The 19,340-nt window shown below is 40.8% G+C and carries 18 protein-coding genes; 10 read left to right on the forward strand and 8 right to left on the reverse strand.

Annotated features, from left to right (window positions below):
* Positions 1-386: 386 nt before the first annotated feature.
* Entirely contained in the window at positions 387-956 is a 570-nt protein-coding gene (locus FTT91_RS12550; RefSeq protein ID WP_154321226.1) for a peptidylprolyl isomerase, read from the reverse strand.
* Positions 957-1,054: 98 nt separating this feature from the next.
* Here FTT91_RS12550 and FTT91_RS12555 point away from each other — a divergent pair, with 98 nt between their 5' ends.
* Positions 1,055-1,726, forward strand: coding sequence for an acetoacetate decarboxylase family protein (locus FTT91_RS12555; RefSeq protein WP_104852796.1), 672 nt, complete (start codon positions 1,055-1,057; stop codon positions 1,724-1,726).
* A 40-nt stretch (positions 1,727-1,766) separates the two neighbouring features.
* On the opposite strand, the gene FTT91_RS12560 is transcribed toward FTT91_RS12555, so the two are convergent.
* Positions 1,767-2,840, reverse strand: coding sequence for an alpha/beta hydrolase (locus FTT91_RS12560; protein ID WP_131261892.1), 1,074 nt, complete (start codon positions 2,838-2,840; stop codon positions 1,767-1,769).
* Positions 2,841-3,060: 220 nt separating this feature from the next.
* On the opposite strand from FTT91_RS12560, the gene FTT91_RS12565 reads away from it, so the two are divergent.
* From FTT91_RS12565 to FTT91_RS12585, 5 genes are all read left to right on the forward strand, one after another.
* Entirely contained in the window at positions 3,061-3,540 is a 480-nt protein-coding gene (locus FTT91_RS12565) for a hypothetical protein (RefSeq protein WP_178867890.1), read from the forward strand.
* A 566-nt stretch (positions 3,541-4,106) separates the two neighbouring features.
* Positions 4,107-4,679 (forward strand): nucleotide exchange factor GrpE, encoded by a 573-nt coding sequence (grpE, locus tag FTT91_RS12570; protein WP_256732321.1) that lies wholly within the window; start codon positions 4,107-4,109, stop codon positions 4,677-4,679.
* A gap of 121 nt (positions 4,680-4,800) precedes the next feature.
* Positions 4,801-6,735 carry a molecular chaperone DnaK gene (gene dnaK, locus FTT91_RS12575; RefSeq protein WP_104852793.1) on the forward strand — a complete coding sequence of 645 codons (1,935 nt, stop codon included), beginning with the start codon at positions 4,801-4,803 and terminating at the stop codon, positions 6,733-6,735.
* A 219-nt stretch (positions 6,736-6,954) separates the two neighbouring features.
* Entirely contained in the window at positions 6,955-7,869 is a 915-nt protein-coding gene (locus tag FTT91_RS12580) for a matrixin family metalloprotease (RefSeq protein ID WP_004969807.1), read from the forward strand.
* Positions 7,870-8,009: 140 nt separating this feature from the next.
* Positions 8,010-8,387, forward strand: coding sequence for a hypothetical protein (locus FTT91_RS12585; RefSeq protein WP_162164695.1), 378 nt, complete (start codon positions 8,010-8,012; stop codon positions 8,385-8,387).
* Between the two features lie 70 nt (positions 8,388-8,457).
* Here the strand turns inward: FTT91_RS12585 and FTT91_RS12590 are convergent, their stop codons facing one another.
* From FTT91_RS12590 to FTT91_RS12605, 4 genes are all read right to left on the reverse strand, one after another.
* Positions 8,458-9,744: a lytic murein transglycosylase gene (locus FTT91_RS12590; RefSeq protein ID WP_218952055.1), complete on the reverse strand. Its 1,287-nt coding sequence runs from the start codon at positions 9,742-9,744 to the stop codon at positions 8,458-8,460.
* A 678-nt stretch (positions 9,745-10,422) separates the two neighbouring features.
* Entirely contained in the window at positions 10,423-11,544 is a 1,122-nt protein-coding gene (locus FTT91_RS12595) for a 5-(carboxyamino)imidazole ribonucleotide synthase (RefSeq protein WP_131261895.1), read from the reverse strand.
* 14 nt (positions 11,545-11,558) lie between these two features.
* Entirely contained in the window at positions 11,559-12,071 is a 513-nt protein-coding gene (gene purE, locus FTT91_RS12600) for a 5-(carboxyamino)imidazole ribonucleotide mutase (protein ID WP_019836195.1), read from the reverse strand.
* A gap of 225 nt (positions 12,072-12,296) precedes the next feature.
* Positions 12,297-12,638: a DMT family protein gene (locus tag FTT91_RS12605; protein WP_004969799.1), complete on the reverse strand. Its 342-nt coding sequence runs from the start codon at positions 12,636-12,638 to the stop codon at positions 12,297-12,299.
* 240 nt (positions 12,639-12,878) lie between these two features.
* On the opposite strand from FTT91_RS12605, the gene mpl reads away from it, so the two are divergent.
* On the forward strand, positions 12,879-14,249 hold the full coding sequence (gene mpl, locus FTT91_RS12610; RefSeq protein WP_180169565.1) for a UDP-N-acetylmuramate:L-alanyl-gamma-D-glutamyl-meso-diaminopimelate ligase: 1,371 nt from the start codon (positions 12,879-12,881) through the stop codon (positions 14,247-14,249).
* Between the two features lie 899 nt (positions 14,250-15,148).
* On the opposite strand, the gene FTT91_RS12615 is transcribed toward mpl, so the two are convergent.
* Positions 15,149-15,622 (reverse strand): BLUF domain-containing protein, encoded by a 474-nt coding sequence (locus tag FTT91_RS12615; RefSeq protein WP_180169566.1) that lies wholly within the window; start codon positions 15,620-15,622, stop codon positions 15,149-15,151.
* 209 nt (positions 15,623-15,831) lie between these two features.
* Here FTT91_RS12615 and FTT91_RS12620 point away from each other — a divergent pair, with 209 nt between their 5' ends.
* Positions 15,832-16,170, forward strand: coding sequence for a hypothetical protein (locus tag FTT91_RS12620; RefSeq protein ID WP_019836200.1), 339 nt, complete (start codon positions 15,832-15,834; stop codon positions 16,168-16,170).
* A 6-nt stretch (positions 16,171-16,176) separates the two neighbouring features.
* On the opposite strand, the gene FTT91_RS12625 is transcribed toward FTT91_RS12620, so the two are convergent.
* On the reverse strand, positions 16,177-16,458 hold the full coding sequence (locus FTT91_RS12625; RefSeq protein WP_180169567.1) for a GNAT family N-acetyltransferase: 282 nt from the start codon (positions 16,456-16,458) through the stop codon (positions 16,177-16,179).
* Positions 16,459-16,856: 398 nt separating this feature from the next.
* Here FTT91_RS12625 and FTT91_RS12630 point away from each other — a divergent pair, with 398 nt between their 5' ends.
* The gene (locus FTT91_RS12630) at positions 16,857-17,822 is read left to right on the forward strand and encodes a TerC family protein (protein ID WP_104852786.1); all 966 of its coding nucleotides are present in this window, start codon (positions 16,857-16,859) and stop codon (positions 17,820-17,822) included.
* Positions 17,823-17,983: 161 nt separating this feature from the next.
* Complete coding sequence (gene guaD / locus FTT91_RS12635) at positions 17,984-19,324, forward strand: guanine deaminase (protein ID WP_180038204.1); 1,341 nt, start codon at positions 17,984-17,986, stop codon at positions 19,322-19,324.
* Positions 19,325-19,340: the final 16 nt, after the last annotated feature.

A 19,340-nucleotide genomic window follows, 5' to 3' on the forward strand; every position in this document is an offset into this window, starting at 1 on the left:
TTTTCTGACTTAAATTTCGCTCAAATAAACTTCGAGTAATTTAAACCAATCAATCAATGAAATATTTTCGATCAATCAATCAGTAAAAATCCACACAAGTTGTTCTTCATAATCTCTTAATGATCTTATTTTCACTTCGTCAGTGAAAATATAACGCAAAAATTTCTCTACAACTTAACCCTGTGAGCTAAGTTTGTAGGCTGTTTCGCGTCGGGATGTGTGCATTATAGGGCAATTTCCTACACGTGCAAGTGCTTTTAACTGCTTGTTTTCACGAGTGTTGGATTTTTACGCACTATTTTGGTTCAAAAACACACAAAACTCGCACTAACCCTATAATTTTAAATTAAAAATATGTTTTTCATATTTTTGCAATCTAAATCCGCTTATTTTGTTGGGGCAGCCTCTTTCACTTTCACACTGAGTATTTTTACCGCTTGTTTCGGTACATTTTGATGCATGCCATAGTTGCCTGTTGGTACTTTTACAATTTTATCGACAACATCCATACCTTTAGTGACTTGACCAAATACCGCATAGCCTGCGTTACGTGGACTTCGATTTAAGAAATCGTTATCTACCACATTAATAAAGAATTGGCTGCTGGCAGAATCAGGATGATTCATACGTGCCATCGCCAAGGTACCACGGGTATTTTTCAATCCATTACTTGATTCATTACGAATGGTCGCTTTGGTTGGCTTTTCTTGCATATTGGCATCCATACCACCGCCTTGCACCATAAAGCCTGGGATAACACGATGGAAGATCGTACCGTTATAGAAGTTTGACTTGGCATAGTTTTCAAAGTTCTTTGCAGAAACTGGGGCTTTGTCATTAAACAGTTCGATTTCAATATTGCCCATGCTGGTTGTCATTTCTACCACGGTGTTGGCTGCCATCGTATTGAAGCTGATAAGCATTGCTGCCATGGTAAACATACTTTGTTTTAACATTTGCTGACCAATCCATCTGTGTTGTATTTGCATTGCATCTATATTAATAAGATTATGCGAATAAATCAGTGGTTATTTTTTATCACGCTGGAAAACTTATGTATAAAAATAATTCAGATCAGAGCCGACTGTGTCCAGCACCTTGGCAACTTCAAGGTGAAGCCTATATTTTAAATTATTGGCTCAGCCCACAATTTTTAAAACAGGCACAACCTTTTGGCTTAACACCTTCTTTTTTAGGACGTCTTGTTCAAGTCATGTGGGTGCGTTATCACGCTAGCCCCATTGGTGCTTACGATGAGCTGCTGATTTTAGATCATCCTTTATTTAGGCAGCGTCGTTTATCTACTATTCCTAAAATTTTCGTTTCAACCGAGTCTTCTGTGCAACACGGACAACAACTTTGGGGCATTCCTAAACAACTGGCAAGCTTTGATTGGAATATTCAAGATCGACAGATAAGTTGCAAAATACAACACGCAGATTTGCAACTCGCCATTCAACTTGAAAAATGTAATAAGCAACACGGCTTTTATATTGATAGTCGCTACATCCCTGCTGCACTTTTAAAAATTCAGCAAACATGGCAAGGGAAATCCTATCAATTTAATCCTTCTTTTCGCGGCAGATTAATTCCACTCAAATATACATCTTGGCAATCGAATCCAAGTTTGTTTCCTGATTTTAATCAGACACGCTTCATCAACGGTTTTTACGTGCCTGAATTCGAGCTGACTTTTCCTGAAGCCGAAATCTCTACTCTGGTTTAATTGTTCCACGTGAAACAGATGAACAAAACCAACCTAAGATTTAGCTACGTGGTCGATCCCAAAATTTTCTAAAGTTTTTACACATTTCAATGCTGATTTTTTTGGCGCGACGCGACACAAAGGTCATGCTAATAAAACCATGTGTTTGATCTAAATATTCTACATATTTTACCGTGACAGCATGTTGACGTAATTTATGTGCATAAATTTCAGCTTCATCATGCAAAACGTCATGCCCTGCTGTGACCACAAAGGCAGGCGCTAGTTTTTTCAATTTGCCAAAAGTTGGCGAAATGATTGGATCATCCAAAGCGACCTGATGCTGTGTGACATAGTGCTGGGTGACAAAATCAATATCTTGTCCCGTCAACACCAAACCATCTTTATAAGCAAAGAATGAAGGATGGCGACTCTTAAAATCTAAGGCTGGATAAATTAAAAATTGTGCGTCAGGTGCATAGGCTGAATGAGCACTACGCTGTGCAACCACCGCTGCAATATTACCACCCGCACTATCGCCTGCCACCGCTATGCGATTTTTTAAAATTTTCATTTCTCGACGATGTTGATATGCCCATGCCAAAGCATCTTCACAGACTTGAATAATCTGCTGTGGACTAGCTTCAGGCGCGAGTGGATATTCCACACTCAACACTTGTGCATGGGCATGTACCGCCATTAAGCGGCAAAATTCGTCATGACTGTCTAAACCACCCACCACAAAACCACCACCATGATAAAACACGATTAAAGGCAATTTTTTATGTGGTGCAGGATGATAATAACGCGCTGCGATATTGCCACTGGCTAAGTTTAAACGGATTTCTTCAACTCGTTTGACCGCAGTTGGAGTGCTCAGAATAGATTGCATTTGTCGATCAAATGCCTGTCTAGACTGTACAGGGTCAGCACCAATAAAACCAATTTTCCCTTGTTTTAATTGTGCCGCCATCATGCATTTAATAAATGGATCAAGGTCTGGATAATGATACGGATAACCCAAAGCTTGAGCCAAAGTATGATGTACTCGACTTGGTAACTTATTTAATGCACGTGCAGCAGCACCTTGTCCTTTGTGCAATTTATTTTTGAGAGATGAATTCAAAATTTGCATGCCTGTTCCTTTTTATATGTCTGCATGATTTGCCTAAACGCTTCATAATTTCTTCATGATCAACAGCACAGTGACCATTTTGTTATACAAGTGCTTCAATCGTTATACACATTCAAATTACCTATACGCTACCCTGCTTTTATGACGCTGTCATTGACACTATTGCGGTCTATGATTGATGTTTCAGACAAATTTACCTCATCGGCTCAGGAGGCAGAGCATGACAAAAAAATTGATCTTACTTTCGTGCGCAACTGCCATTTTAGCCGTAGGTTGCGTGGTCGTGCCTGACGAAGGTTACTACGATGGACGATATGAGCCACGCTATGACCGTCGCTATGATGATGATCATCGACGGTATGACAATGATCGGCAGCGTTGGGAATATCAACAAGGTAAAAATCGGGTTGAGTTAGAGCGTCGTAAACGTGAACTAGAACGTCGTGAATGGGAACAAAAACGACAACAGCAATTACAGCAACAACGCTATGAACAAGAGCGACAACGCTTAGCAGAGCAACGCAAACGCTTATCGGAACAGCAGCGTAAACAGCTAGAGCAAAAGCGTAAGCAGCAAATTGAAGCTGAACAAAAAAAGCGTGAGGAAGCACGTAAACGCTGGCAACAACAACGTGATGCACAACAAAAGCGCTGGCAGGAAAACCGTAAAGACCGTGAACAACGACGTGATCGTGATTGAGTCTTACAGCAAAGCAAAACAAATGAGGTAAAAAAAGGGCTTATTCAGAAGTTAGATAAGCCCCGAAAACACATTTAGCAATACACAAGAAACTACAGCGATATAGCATCTATGCGCAAAGAATAAGCAGTGTTAGGTTTTGTGTAAAATATATAATTACTCTCGATTAAGTTGTTTTAGCGATTAATCAACCAAAACTTAAAAACTCTAATCATACGCATGCACAATATAGTGAACAAACACCCAGTCGAATCCTGTTGATAAAACAGTGTTTTTAGCTATCTCCGTAATAAAAGCACTGGTTTAGCTGAATAATCAGCTCCCTATTACCATACTTTTTTAAACAAAAAAATATTATAAGTTTCAAAGTTTAATTTGCTTCATTCATCCGCCGACATCTTGATTCAAAATGTATTGTTTTGACCAAATTTCATGGCAATGAAAATTAATCTACTGGCACGCTTGAATTTTGCCTGCCCTGCCCCGATTTCTTAGCTAATTACGAACTTCTCTAACCATGGCAGTTCAGCAATAACGCAGTTAGCACTGACGCCAAAGGACTGTACATGTTTAAAAACCCATTTAAACGGAGTAAATCAATGGCAACTGAGCAGAACGAACAAACTCAAGACCTTGAGCAAGAGCAGACGGAACAACAAACAGCGCAAGATACTGAGCAAGCAGAAGTTTCCGTTGAGTCTTTACAAGAACAACTGAGCAAACTTGAAGAAAACCTAAAATTGGAAAAAGCACGTACTGCCAATGCAGTTTACGAAGCGGAAAAAACCAAAGAGCGTTTAGAACGTGAAGCAGATACAGCTAAAAAGTTTGCTTTAGAAAAGTTTGCTAAAGAATTATTGGATTCTGTAGACAACCTTGAGCGTGCTATTGCCGCCAATGGTGATGAAAAAACTGCCTTGTCTGAAGGTGTGGAACTGACCTTGAAATCATTACTGACCACTTTAGAAAAGTTTGGTGTGGTGGTGATTGATACAGCCAATGGTTTCAATGCAGACCTGCATCAAGCCGTAGGGATTGATCCAAATGCAAAAGCCAATGAAATTGGCAACGTATTACAAAAAGGCTACACCTTACATGGTCGCTTACTCCGCCCTGCAATGGTGATGGTTGGCGCTTAAGCCTTATAAAATCGAGAGTTGATAAAAAATTTTCATCTAAACAACTTGAAAAATTTTAATTGGCTCTCATATCGAATAACAAGTGAAAACATTGCAAAAGAATTTTTGAGGAAACATCCAAATGGCTAAAATCATTGGTATTGACTTAGGTACAACTAACTCATGTGTAGCGGTACTTGAAGGCGACAAAGTTAAAGTAATTGAAAACGCAGAAGGCGCACGTACAACTCCATCTATTATTGCTTATAAAGATGGCGAAATTCTTGTAGGTCAATCTGCAAAGCGTCAGGCTGTAACTAACCCGAAAAACACATTATTCGCAATTAAGCGTTTGATTGGTCGTCGTTATGAAGACCAAGCGGTACAAAAAGACATTGGTCTTGTGCCTTACAAAATCATCAAAGCAGACAATGGCGATGCTTGGGTTGAAGTGAATGACAAGAAACTTGCACCACAGCAAATTTCTGCAGAAACTTTGAAAAAGATGAAAAAGACTGCCGAAGATTATTTGGGCGAAACAGTTACTGAAGCCGTGATTACTGTACCTGCGTACTTTAACGATGCACAGCGCCAAGCAACCAAAGATGCGGGTAAAATTGCAGGCTTAGAAGTTAAACGTATCATCAACGAACCAACTGCTGCTGCGCTTGCATTTGGTATGGACAAGAAAGAAGGTGACCGTAAAGTTGCTGTATATGACTTGGGTGGTGGTACTTTTGACGTATCGATCATTGAAATTGCAGACCTTGATGGCGACCAACAAATTGAAGTGTTATCAACCAACGGTGATACCTTCCTTGGTGGTGAAGACTTTGACAATGCCTTGATCGAATACTTGGTTGAAGAGTTCAAAAAAGAGCAAAACTTCAACTTGAAACAAGATCCATTGGCATTACAACGTCTGAAAGAAGCGGCTGAGAAAGCAAAAATCGAGCTTTCATCTTCAAATGCGACTGAAATCAACTTGCCATATATCACTGCAGACGCAACAGGTCCGAAGCACTTGGTGATGAACGTGACTCGCGCCAAACTTGAAGGTTTGGTTGCTGATTTAGTCGCTCGTACCATTGAGCCATGTAAAGTTGCGCTACAAGATGCAGGACTTTCAACTTCTGACATCTCTGACGTGATTTTGGTGGGTGGTCAATCACGTATGCCACTTGTACAACAAAAAGTACAAGAATTCTTTGGCAAAGAGCCACGTAAAGACGTAAACCCAGACGAAGCTGTTGCAATTGGTGCAGCAATTCAGGGTGCCGTATTGTCTGGTGACAAAACTGACGTATTGCTTCTAGACGTAACTCCGTTAACGCTTGGTATTGAAACTATGGGTGGCGTGTTGACGCCAATCATTGAGAAAAACACCACGATTCCTGCGAAGAAATCTCAAGTGTTCTCAACAGCGGCAGACAACCAGCCTGCAGTAGACATTTCAGTTTACCAAGGTGAGCGTAAAATGGCTCAACAAAACAAATTGTTGGGTAACTTCCAATTAGGTGACATTCCACCAGCGCCACGCGGTGTGCCACAAATTGAAGTTTCGTTCGACATTAACGCTGACGGTATCTTGAAAGTGTCTGCAAAAGACAAGAGCACAGGCAAAGAACAATCGATTCAAATTAAAGCAAACTCTGGTTTGAGCGATGCTGAAATTGAAGCGATGATTAAAGATGCTGAAGCAAATGCTGAAGAAGACCGTAAGTTTGAAGAACTTGCAAAAGCACGTAACGAAGCGGATGCTTTAGTTTCTTCTGCTCAAAAAGCAGTAAAAGACCTTGGTGAACAAGTGACTGCCGATGAAAAAACTGCGATTGAAACAGCAGTGACTGAGCTTGAAGCCAGCACTAAAGAAAATGATGTAGATGCGATCAAAGCGAAAACTGAAGCGCTTCAAAACATCATCATGCCAATTACGCAACGTGCGTATGAAGCTGCACAAGGTCAAGGCGGTGCACAAGGTTTTGACCCGAATGCATTCCAAGGCGATGCAGGTCAAAAAGCCGATGATGGCGTTGTGGATGCTGAATTCACTGAAGTCAAAGATGATAAAAAATAATTTGTCGCTTTAACGCACATCAAAAACCGCGCTGCAAGCAATTGCAGCGCGGTTTTTCTTTTCGATATCCATACACTGACTTCAAGATTTAAATGAAAGAGCACAGACAATTGGACGCTCAACCGAGTACAATAGATAAAATGATGCTCTAACTGCAAATAGATTGAGTTTCTGCCCTACTTTCGGCTACAGTAAACCCAAAAAAGGATGCCGCTATCAATGCGTTTGTTTCTATTGGGTGCAATCATACTGTTTTCTATCTTGCTGATTTATCAAAATATTCAACATCCTCATACACGACACAATACTGCACTAGATCATTTAAAACATCCTTTAGATACTCGCTTACGTTATCGTATTGCTGAAGTCGATCCGCGTTTTGGCTTAAGCCATGCCGATTTACTACAACTGAGTCAGGAAGCCACCCATATTTGGAAACAAGGGACGGGACAAGATTATTTTGTATATGACCCGAACGCCAAGCTCGCCATTCACTTGATTTATGATCAACGTCAAGATGAATCAAACCAACGCCAACAACAACTTACAGCCATTGAACAACGCCAACAACACTGGAACAATCAAAACCAAAATATTCAAGCACTAAAACAAGAAATTGCAGATAAAAATCAACAACTTGATGCAAAAAAAATGCTATTTGAACAACAACTTGAACAATACAATCGTCAAGTACAGCAAATTAACCAAAGTGGTGGGCTACATCCTTCGCAACAGGAAATTTTTGCAGCCAAAAAACAAGAAATCCAGCAACACATGTGGAGTTTAGAACACGAAATAGCGCAATTTAATCAGCAAATTAACCAGCTCAATCAACAAGTCGATGCCCTCAATCAACTTAATCAAGACATTGATGTATCCATCCAGCAATTTAATGCACGTTTTCAACCACGTTTATTTGATAAAGGCAGCTTTGATGGTCAGGCCATTCGGATTTATGAGTTTCAATCTAAAGATGATTTACGTCTAACTTTGGCGCATGAATTTGGTCATGCTTTGGGTTTAGCACACCATAACGACCCTTATGCCTTAATGTATCCAATGCTAAAAGATCAGCAGTTGCAGAATTTCCAACTGCGCCCTGCCGATCTCGATTTACTCCATGCACGGCACTGAGCAATCTGGCAAACTGAAGTGACTAAAACACAAAACTCCCCTCACCCTGTACGATAGTTGCATATCCATTACACGTGCAAAGGCAGCAAATTTACTCATTTCATGTTATTGTGAAGGCTCTGTATAACCCTGAACGATCTGTGGAGATTCATGTGAGTTACTACCATATCCTGATTGAAGTAAATGACCACATCAGCACGATTGAACAAAGCCGTGATATCGAAATTTTTGATATTGTTGAGCTTCAACCTTGTCTCCACTCGATTTTATTGCCGTATTTTAATGAGCAAGTGATTGAACTTGAAGATGAAAATATTGAATACAAAGATATTTTGCATCTTGAGGTTAGACAGACCTTATTACCAATTGAACACCTGATTGAAGAAGAACAGCGTTTGCTGCCAAGTGATACCGACATCACCATTTCAGCTTATGAAATTTTTAATAACAAAGAATTAAGCCAAGATGTCACGACTGTGATTTTTGATTTGCTTGAAGCAGTGAAAATTGAACCTTAATCCCCTGTTTTAAGACAAAAATTAAAAAGGTCTGCACATTTGCAGACCTTTTTAATGCAATCACAACAACTTATTGCATCATTTGTTTGGCCGCTTCATTACGAAACGCTCTTAAAATTTGCTGCCCTGCCCGACCTGTTGCAGCCAAGCCGAGTCGAGTCTGTTCCTGACGAATCGCTTGACGGGTTTTGTCGCCAATTAAACCATCCACTTCACCAATGTCATAACCACGGCTTAACAAAAAGCGTTGAATTTCACGGCGTTCTGCGCGGGATGTACCTGCATCATCGGTTGGCCAAGCGGTGCGGAATGCAGACTGCCCCATTAAACGATCTGATAAATGCGCAATCGCTAAGGCATAACTTTCTGCTGCGTTATAGCTATAAATGGCATCGAAGTTTCTAAACACTAAGAATACAGGGCCATTCGCACCTGCAGGTGCCATCAAGCCTGCCTGACTACTGCCCGATAAATTGCCCTGAATTAATGCCGAACCATCTGCACGAGTCAACCCACGATTAACCCAACTGCTGAGGGATTTTTTATTGCGTCGCCCTTCACCACTCAAAGACATGCCTGCAGGCACTTTGACTTCAAAGCCCCACGGCTGCCCTGTTTGCCAGCCGCGACGTTTTAAAAAGTTAGCGGTGGAAGCCAAAGCATCTGGAATACTAGATACTAAGTCACGGCGACCATCACCATCAAAATCGACCGCCAACTCATCATAGGTCGATGGCATAAACTGAGTATGCCCAAACGCCCCTGCCCATGAGCCTTTTAATTGTGATTCAGTGACATCACCACGTTGCAATAAACGCATGGTGGTAAAAAACTCACCTCGGAAATAGCTTTGACGGCGTCCTTCACAGCTCAAGGTACCTAGCGCTTGCAATAATGGATAGGATCCTGAAATCGCACCAAAGTTACTTTCTACACCCCAAACCGCCACTACGGTTTCTGCAGGTACGCCATAGGCTGCTGCAACACGATTGAGCACATCACGGTGCTGTGCCAATTTCTGCTGTCCTGCCTGCACGCGCTCATCATCGACCAAGCCTGAGAGATAATCCCAGATTGGCGTAGAAAATTCAGGTTGGTAATTTAAACGCTCAATGACGGAATAATCTGGGCTGAGATTTTGAGTATAGCGATCATAACTGCTGCCACTCACCCCTTTGGCAATGGCTTGGCTGCGTAAATTGGCCAAACAACTTTGAAAATGGTTTTGTGGTTGAAAATTTGCAGATGTACTGACCATTGGTGTTACGGTGACAGATTTTCCATTGATAATCAGTTCTGCCTGAACCTGAGTAGCTGCCATTGCAGCTGTCGCAAAAATCACAGCGAAACGATGCATAATACCCTTTGATGTGTTTTGAATTTAAATCTTGGCTTTACCATAACACCTTCAGCCACAGAGATCAGATGAAAATCTGTAACTTTAAATTCATTTACACAGTTTTAAATTCATTTTCTCGTTTTAAATTTAAAACACTTATCCACAAGTACGGCATCTCACATTTTTAAATTCAAAATCACAACACATGATAAGACTTTTAAATTTAAAAGTTTAAATTCAAATTAAACCAACCCAAGTTATCCACAAAACACGACATTCACTGCATATTTACGATGTATTACTTTGAATTTAAAAGTAGCTTTTTAAATTTAAAGATCAAAAGAGCCGCTACTTTATTTAAATTCAAAACTGCAGATCTATCTTTAAATTCATTTCTGATATTTAAATTCAAAGTTGAAGCATCGCTTTAAATTTAAAACGCGCTATTTGAATTTAAAGTTTTGAATTCATAATTATCATCTGTTTCCCATCAGACTTGTGCGCATTTTTATTTTAAGTATTGCTTTGCTACGGTGATGGTTGCTTATTCAGCCTGATCTATCTTAATCAACCTAAAATTACAGCGTCAATCCTAGACAGATTAACGGTAGAACACCTTAAAAATGGGCAGAATAAAAAATGTGAGAGCATAAAAAAGCGCTCATCGTGATGAGCGCTTTGGCGTCATTTTTAAATTTACAAGCTCATATCAGCACTGAGCGCCAATGGATTTGGCAAAATTTTTGCCAATTGGCGGCATAAATCTGTCAACTCAGCAGCATCATTCGGCATTAAAGTAATATGCCCAATTTTACGACCTTCACGCTCAGTTTTATTGTACAAATGCAAATGTGCGCCATTCAATGCCAACACATCTTCAGTTTTGGGATGCTGACCAATAATATTGACCATCACCGTTGGACGTACCACTTCAGTTGAGCCTAACGGTAAACCTGCTACTGCACGAATATGATTTTCAAACTGCGAACACACCGCGCCTTCAATTGACCAGTGACCTGAGTTATGCACACGAGGTGCCATCTCGTTGGCATACAAGCCCTTGTCAGTGACAAATAGCTCTAACGTCAACACACCTACATAATTCAAGTGATTGAGCAGGCGAGTGATATAGTCTTGTGCCGCAGGCTGCAAGTCAGCGCTGTTTGGTGCAGGGACAATCGAATGCGACAAAATACCGTTGTGATGATGGTTTTCTGCCAATGGCCAAGTTTTTACTTCACCATTTTGACCACGCACCGCAATAATAGATACTTCACGTGAAAAAGTAACAAAACTTTCTGCGATCAAGCTGCCTGCAGGGCCAAGTTCTGCCCATGCTTGTTCAATCTGATCTGCACTGCGCAAGACAAACTGACCTTTGCCATCATAGCCGCCTGTTGCGGTTTTTAGCACAATTGGCAGACCAAGTTCAGCTACAGCAGCCTGTAAACTTTCCAGCGAGTTGACCGCTTTATACGGCGCAACAGGAATCGCCAATTCATCAAATAAGCCTTTTTCCAGCAAGCGGTTTTGGGCAATTGCCAAAGCCTGACGTGGTGGATGCAAGTCTTTGTGCTTAATCAATACATCAACATCAGCCAACGGAGTATTTTCAAACTCAAGGCTGAATACATCGGCACTGTGTATAAAATCTTGTAGGCTATTTTCGCTTTTGCTGGCAAAAACCTGACCCAAGGTTGCCGCTGGGCAATCTGGACTGGCTTCAAAAAAGGTACATTGAATATTTAAGGGTAAAGCCGCTTGTGCCATCATGCGACCCAATTGACCGCCACCAAAAATACCGATGGTCTTATCCATAGTAATTGTCCCGCTTAAGCCTGACCTGGAATATTGTTGCTTGAAACTTTCTCAGTTTGCGCGGCACGGAAATTGGCAACATTTTGTGCAATTTCTGGACGGGTTAAACCTAAAATTTGGGCTGCCATAATTGCCGCATTGGTTGCTCCCGCAGGACCAATCGCCAATGTACCTACGGCAATACCTGCAGGCATTTGCACAATTGAAAGTAATGAATCGACACCATTTAAAATTGAAGATTTCACTGGCACACCTAAAACAGGTAAATCAGTTTTAGCTGCACACATACCTGGTAAGTGTGCGGCACCACCAGCGCCTGCAATAATCACCTGAATGCCACGATCACGCGCTTGTTCAGCATATTCAAATAAGCGATCTGGGGTACGGTGTGCAGAAACGACTTCCGCTTCAAATGGGACACCAAGCTGCTTCAGCATATTGGCAGTGTGTTCGAGAGTTGCCCAATCCGATTGAGAACCCATGATAATTCCAACGAGAGGAGCGTCTTGTGCAGCGGCCGCGTTCATTACAAATATTCCAGAAACGAAACTAAGGAAAGAGAAATTCAGGCGAGAAAGCCAAGCTTGAATAAGAACTCCACATTATAGACTGATTTTTCGACTTGTTAAAATTGAACACGGCGACTCAACCGACTTTTTTGATTATTTTTATCTGGTTATTTTCTAATAATTAACCACAGGCTCACACCATTGCAGCTACGCGAGCTGTTTAAGCCATGCAAAAGCACCATTTTAAGATGCTCGAAACACAAAATATACGCAGCCACATAAACATAAAGCTGCCCATAAATAATCCAGTTTAAAAGGTTGCTTAAACAAAAAAATCATAAACGGGACAAACACCAATAAAGTCACAACTTCTTGGGTAATTTTCATTTGACCTACCGCCCAGCCATGCTGCGCCAGCAAACGGGTAGCAGGAATCATCAAACTGTATTCAAACAGGGCGATCACCCAACTGAATAAAATAGCCTGCCACAGCGGCGCATCATGTGGTAAAAACTTGAGATGACCATACCACGCCAAGGTCATAAAACAGTTTGCAACCACCAAAAGTAAAAATGCTGAAGACATTGTGTCGTACTATCTTAAAAATTCAGTTTTATTTTACGAGCTATTTGCCATGAAAAATGCAAGAGCAGCAATTTTTTACATCGTTTGGCGCAGATTCAGCGCTGAAAAATCCCTGAAATGAGATACAAGAATCACTATCTTTTCGCCAAAACCCTTGCTATCGTTGCTTCAAATCAAGTTAATCACGACAACAGCACAAAAATACGTGATGTGTCTATAAAAGCAGTGGAGTAAGGCGGAATGCATCTGCATATTTTGGGTATTTGTGGCACATTTATGGGCTCATTGGCACTTTTGGCCCGCGATTTAGGACATACCGTCACAGGTTCAGACCAAAACGTCTATCCACCGATGTCGACTCAACTGGAAAATGCAGGCATTACCTTAATGCAAGGTTATGACCGCAGCCATTTACAACCGCATCCTGATTTAGTGATTGTGGGCAATGCCATGAAACGTGGGATTGATGCGGTTGAATACATGCTCAATGCAGGTTTACCGTATATTTCTGGCCCGCAATTTTTGGCCGATCATGTCTTGCAAGGCAAACACGTACTGGGCGTTGCAGGCACGCACGGCAAAACCACCACCACCACCATGTTGGCGTGGGTATTGGATCAGGCAGGCTTAGAACCGGGCTTTTTAATTGGCGGCGTTCCTTTAGGCTTTAGTGAAAGTGCACGTTTGGGTGCAGGCAAGTATTTCTGTGTCGAAGCCGATGAATACGACTCTGCGTTTTTTGATAAACGCTCCAAGTTCGTACATTACCATCCTAAAACCGCCATTTTAAATAACCTTGAATTTGACCATGCCGATATTTTTGATGATTTGGCCGCAATTCAAAAACAATTCCATCATTTGGTGCGTACCATCCCAAGTGAAGGGCGCATTATTGCCCCAATTACAGAAACCCATATTGATGAAGTGTTAGAAATGGGCTGTTGGACACCTGTGCTACGTACTTCGCTTAATGCAGATTCACAAGCGGAACTGTATGCAGAACAACTTGCAGCAGATGGTTCGCATTTTAAAGTCCTAAAAAATGGTGTGCTACAAGGTGAAGTGCGCTGGAATATGACCGGACAGCACAGTGTCGCCAATGCCTTAGCAACCATTGCCGCAGCAGAGCATGTTGGGGTTGCAATTGAAACTGCATGTACTGCACTGTCCAATTTTGGTGGGGTGAAACGCCGTATGGAGTTATTAGGCACCATACGTGGCATTGAAATCTATGATGACTTTGCCCACCATCCAACCGCAATTGAAACCACGCTAGATGGCGCACGTAAGCGTTTGGGTCAACGTAAGCTTTGGGCGATTATTGAACCACGTTCCAACACCATGCGCATGGGCAATCATAAAGAGGGCTTGGCAGATTCAGCACATTTGGCCGATGCTGTAATTTGGTATCAACCTGAAGGTTTAGACTGGGATTTACAGCCTGTGGTTGCGGCTGCTCGCAATCATGCAGTGGTGGCCAATACGTTGGATGAAATCATTCAAAACATCGTGAGCGAGGCAGGTGAGGGCGATGCTGTGGTCATTATGTCCAATGGTGGGTTTGGTGGTTTACATCAAAAACTCATTCAGGCTTTGCAACAGACGGCTTAAAATCGCTTCAACCAAGTGAAATCTCTTTCAAAATCCCCTGTTTTTAGCAAAAATTAGGGGATTTCCATATTAATTATAAATTTATATATTATTATTTTTAAAAAAATATGCGGCTCAGGAACTTATTATCTTGATCTGTTACTTTAGAAAGATAACTTCCTGCGAGTAACGCAATTGCCAAGTGAGGGCAATTTGATGGCCGTATTTGAGGTCCCGAAGGCATCGGGATGGTTGATGAAGTTGGTTCAGCAATCAAAAATTTCAAAAAAAGGCGACATAGAGCATCATTCCTTGTGTCAGCCGTTGTACTACATGTGAAAACTGTCAAAAACACCTCTATGCACACTCCAAAATGAAGGCGAATAGATCATGGGATATAAGATTGATGATACCCAGGCAGAAGAAGATGCGGTTTAACGTATTTTAGAAATTACAGGTGGTCGTGGAGTAGACTGCGCCATGGAACTATAAGTGCCGAAGCAACTTGGAATATTTGACAAAATGTCGTCAAAGCAGGCGGACATATTGCCAATGTGGCGCACAAAGGGCAAGTCGTAAATTTTGAATTAAACAAACTCTGGATTAAAATCCTGACCATTACCACGGGTTCAGTGAATGCCAATATACGACAGTCATGCTGCTAAAAAATTGCTGTTCAGCTAAATTGCCTTGAGAAAAATAAGCAACACACCATTTTAATTTTCAGAATTTGAAAAAGCCTATGATATGTTTAAACATACTTCAGATGAAAAAGCCCTGAAAGTGATAATGAATGACAAATAATCTTGACTTTATTGCATGATAAAAAAGCCAATCTGCATGCTGTAGATTGGCTTTTTAATATTTAAACCGTTTTCAATAGATAGAGGCAAATGACCCTAATGCCCTACAAACTAAATTCAGAAAAAGTTTGAATAACCTCTATTTTTATAACCCCGTTGAGATTTTTCAGGCAAGATGGTTTGTTCTAAATCCAAAAGTAAAGCTAAAAATTGCTGTACCGTCTTTTCATCCAAACGATTTGGTAGAAAAACATCAAAGCCGAGCTTTTTAAATAAACTCGAAATTTGACTATGTCTATGAACATATTTCATAGACCATTCTGAAAAATGGACATGCTCAAGTATTTGGTCAGGGAAGCGAAAGACATCACGGTGGCGCGGGTCCTGTTGAATACGCTCAAATAATTGCTCGAGCTGCTGTTGTTCACCTTCTAAACACTGAAAAAAATGACCTTCAGCATAATAAAGTACCCCATTAATGTGTTGTGCAGCATTAAATTGACGAGCTGTTGCCAAAATATCACTGATTTCTTGGAGTAAATCATTTTGATGTTCTGCTCGGGTACTCGCATAACACAACCTGATTAACATATCACACTCTGTAAATGTAAAAGTAGTCATGAAATTAAGATAATAGACTCAAATAATCACTCATTATTTTGTGGTTTTGATTATTTTTTAATCAATTGTAATTTATGACTGACAATTCAAGCGTACGTTTACCACTATGGTGTATGTGTAGCATCTTTTAACATACATTGCATTGAAAGTACGGTTTTGGTTTAGTTTTGGAGAAAGTCATGCTCAAAGACGTGCTTACCACATCATTTTTATTAATTGTTTATTTTTGCATGCTGATTGGCTTTCACCGTTTAGGTCTGAATGAAGAAACAAATATACTCATTTCATCTTTTGTATTAGGGCTAAGTTTAAAGCAGTGGGTAAGCTCATTTTTTTTCCACTGGTTTTGTATTGCGCTTATCAGTGGTTTATGTATTGCACTGAATGATTCAGTGATGCTCAAATTCTTCTTATTCAGCATGCTGATTGGAATGTATGCAATACCTTACCTGTTGATCTACTTTAAAAAAGTGTTTGTAGAAAAACAGGTCAGCTCAACCATAGCGATTAAAAAATAATATTTTTTAAGCCACAACATCGGCATATTGTGTATCCGTTTCAAATGCCGTCTCAACATAAGAGCAAACAGGCACAATTTTTAGCTGCTTTTCACGTGCAAAGGCGACCAAAATATCTAATAGTTGACGGGCAACCCCTTGACCACGTAATGTCGAATCGACCCAAGTGTGATCGGCTAAAATAGTGTGATCATCTTGATATTGATAAGTAATTTCAGCGATATGCCGACCATCTCGTTCAATAAAAAACTCGCCACCGCGTTGGGTTTTTTGATGTTGAATTTGCATAAGTCCACCTATCAAACTAAATCTATTTTTTCAATTTGCCACACTCTTTACGAAATATTGTGCTGAATTTGTACAAATTAAAGTGATTTACCATACAGAATAAATTGCACAACACTTAAAATTATGTAATTCTTTACGCAGATTTAGGCAGCGTCCTAATCCCAAATTATGTTGAACAAGGGGAGTAGCCTCCTCCAAGCGTTAAAATATAACTTTAACGTGTCAGCGTTTCGTCATTACACTTTGCAAAAAGTCGGACGCTGAGCATAGTGCACATACTTGTTGATACAAGTCCGCTCTATGTAGGCAAGACCTTGATCATGTTGTTACAGATGTTTGAAATCATCTGACAACAGGTCAAGGTTTTTTTGTGGCCAGTTGTTGGATGTGGAGATTGTATGGAATCCATCGGCAATTTATGGCTATATCTGGTCTTTTTTGCAATTGTTGCAGTCATGCTCGCCATTGACTTCTTAGGCTTTAAACAAAAAGCAGGCGAATCGGTCAAAGTCAAAACCGCTGCGTATTGGAGTATCGCCTGGGTCAGTGTGGCAGCTTTATTTGGTGGCGGTTTATGGCTGTATCTTAAACACAGCGTTGGGCTAGAAGTCGCCAACACCAAAGTCATGGAATACTTTGCGGGTTATTTGCTGGAAAAATCACTGGCGATTGATAATGTATTCGTTTGGTTGATGATCTTCGCCGCATTCGCCATCCCACCGGGCTTACAGCGTAAAATTTTACTCTACGGCGTACTGGGCGCAATTATTCTCAGAACCATTTTTATTTTTATTGGAGCTTGGTTTGTACAAGAATTCTCCTGGATTTTGTATATTTTTGGCGCATTTTTGGTCTACACAGGCTTTAAATTCTTAAAAGGTCCAGAGCAAGAAGCCAGCAATATTGAAGATATGGCGTTGTTGAAATGGCTACGCAAACACATGCGTATTACCCCAACACTGGAAAAAGATCAGTTTTTTGTGCGCCAAAATGGTGTACTTTGGGCAACGCCATTATTTTTAGTTTTAATTTTGGTCGAAGCATCTGACGTTATTTTTGCCGTGGATTCTATCCCTGCAATTTTTGCCGTGACCACCGATCCCTTTATTGTACTCACCGCAAATCTTATGGCTATTTTGGGCTTACGTGCCATGTTTTTCTTGCTCTCAGGAGCAGCCACTAAAATGCATTATTTGCCGTATGGGCTGGGTTTAATTCTGCTATTTATTGGCTTTAAAATGCTGATGTTAGATGTATTCCACATGCCTATCTGGATTTCACTCGGCTTTATTGTACTCGTACTGACAATCACTGCGTGGTTATCAATTCGACATAGTCGAAAACACCATGAAACCACATTATAAAATTTAACAGTCCTCATCATCGTTGCAAGCCTTCTTTCGAGAGGGCTTTTTTATATCAATTGAGCTAAGTTTTAATTTACCGTACGATAAATTTTATCATACTGCTACAAGCCACATTTAAGGTACAATCTCTTGAAAAAATGAAAAATGTAGGTTGTTTTATGCCATCTCCTGTACAACGCACCGCAATTCGTGGTCGCTTTCTTGATTTCAAAAACTGTACCAGCCAAGCCGATCAAATTTCAGAACAAGTCCGTTATGTAGACGATGGCTTGTTAATTTGCGAACAAGGCAAAATTCAGTGGTTTGGTTCATGGCAAGAAGGGCAGGCACAGCTAAACGCCAACACTGAGTTCCAACATTATCCTGACCATCTCATTGTGCCTGGCTTCATCGACACCCATATTCATTTTCCACAGACTGAAATGATTGGCGCGTATGGTGAACAATTACTGGAATGGCTGAATACTTATACTTTTCCGACTGAACTGCAATTTGCAGATAAAGCCTATGCTGATCAGATTGCACAATTTTTTGTGCAGGAATTACTGAAAAATGGCACCACCACAGCTTTGGTGTTTTGTACGGTACATCCTGAATCGGTAGATGCGTTGTTTGAAGCGGCAGCACAACATCAAATGCGTTTAATTGCAGGTAAAGTGCTGATGGATCGGCATGCACCTGAAGCATTGTGTGACAGTGCAGACTCAGGCTATACAGACTCTAAAGCGTTGATTGAAAAATGGCATGGAAAAGGACGTAACCTCTACGCGATTACCCCACGTTTTGCACCAACTTCTAGCCCTGAACAACTGGCACGGGCAGGGCAACTTAAAGCCGAATATCCCGATGTTTATGTGCATACCCATTTAAGTGAAAATCACAATGAAATTGCATGGGTGAAACAATTATTTCCAGAGCAAAATGGATATTTAGATGTTTATCATCACTATGGTTTAACAGGTTCACGTTCGGTTTTTGCGCATTGTGTGCATTTAGAAGAACATGAATGGCAATGTCTGCATCATACCGATTCTGCAATTGCCTTTTGTCCAAGCTCCAATTTATTTTTGGGCAGCGGTTTATTTCCGCTGCATAAAACTTGGGAGCGACAGGTGAAGGTCGGTTTAGGTACAGATATTGGCGCAGGCACCACGTTTAATGTACTGCATATCCTCAATGAAGCCTATAAAGTACAACAACTGCAAGGGGCAAAACTCTCTGCTTTTGAAGCGTTGTATCACGCCACATTAGGTGCTGCCAAAGCTTTGGACTTAGACGATAAGCTGGGGAATTTTAAGGTAGGCAAAGAAGCCGATTTTGTGGTGCTGGATTTAAATGCCACCGCTTTACAACGCTTACGACAACAACGTTCCAAACATCTTGAAGATGCATTATTTGCCCTCATTACTTTAGCAGATGACCGTAATATTCATGCGACCTATATTTATGGACAACGTGCCTACTACCAACCCAATCAAAACTCAGCAGCAGGTGGCTAAACCTGCGCAATCCTCG

It is taken from the genome of Acinetobacter sp. YH12021 (assembly GCF_013420145.1).
In the GTDB taxonomy this organism is placed as follows: domain Bacteria; phylum Pseudomonadota; class Gammaproteobacteria; order Pseudomonadales; family Moraxellaceae; genus Acinetobacter; species Acinetobacter towneri.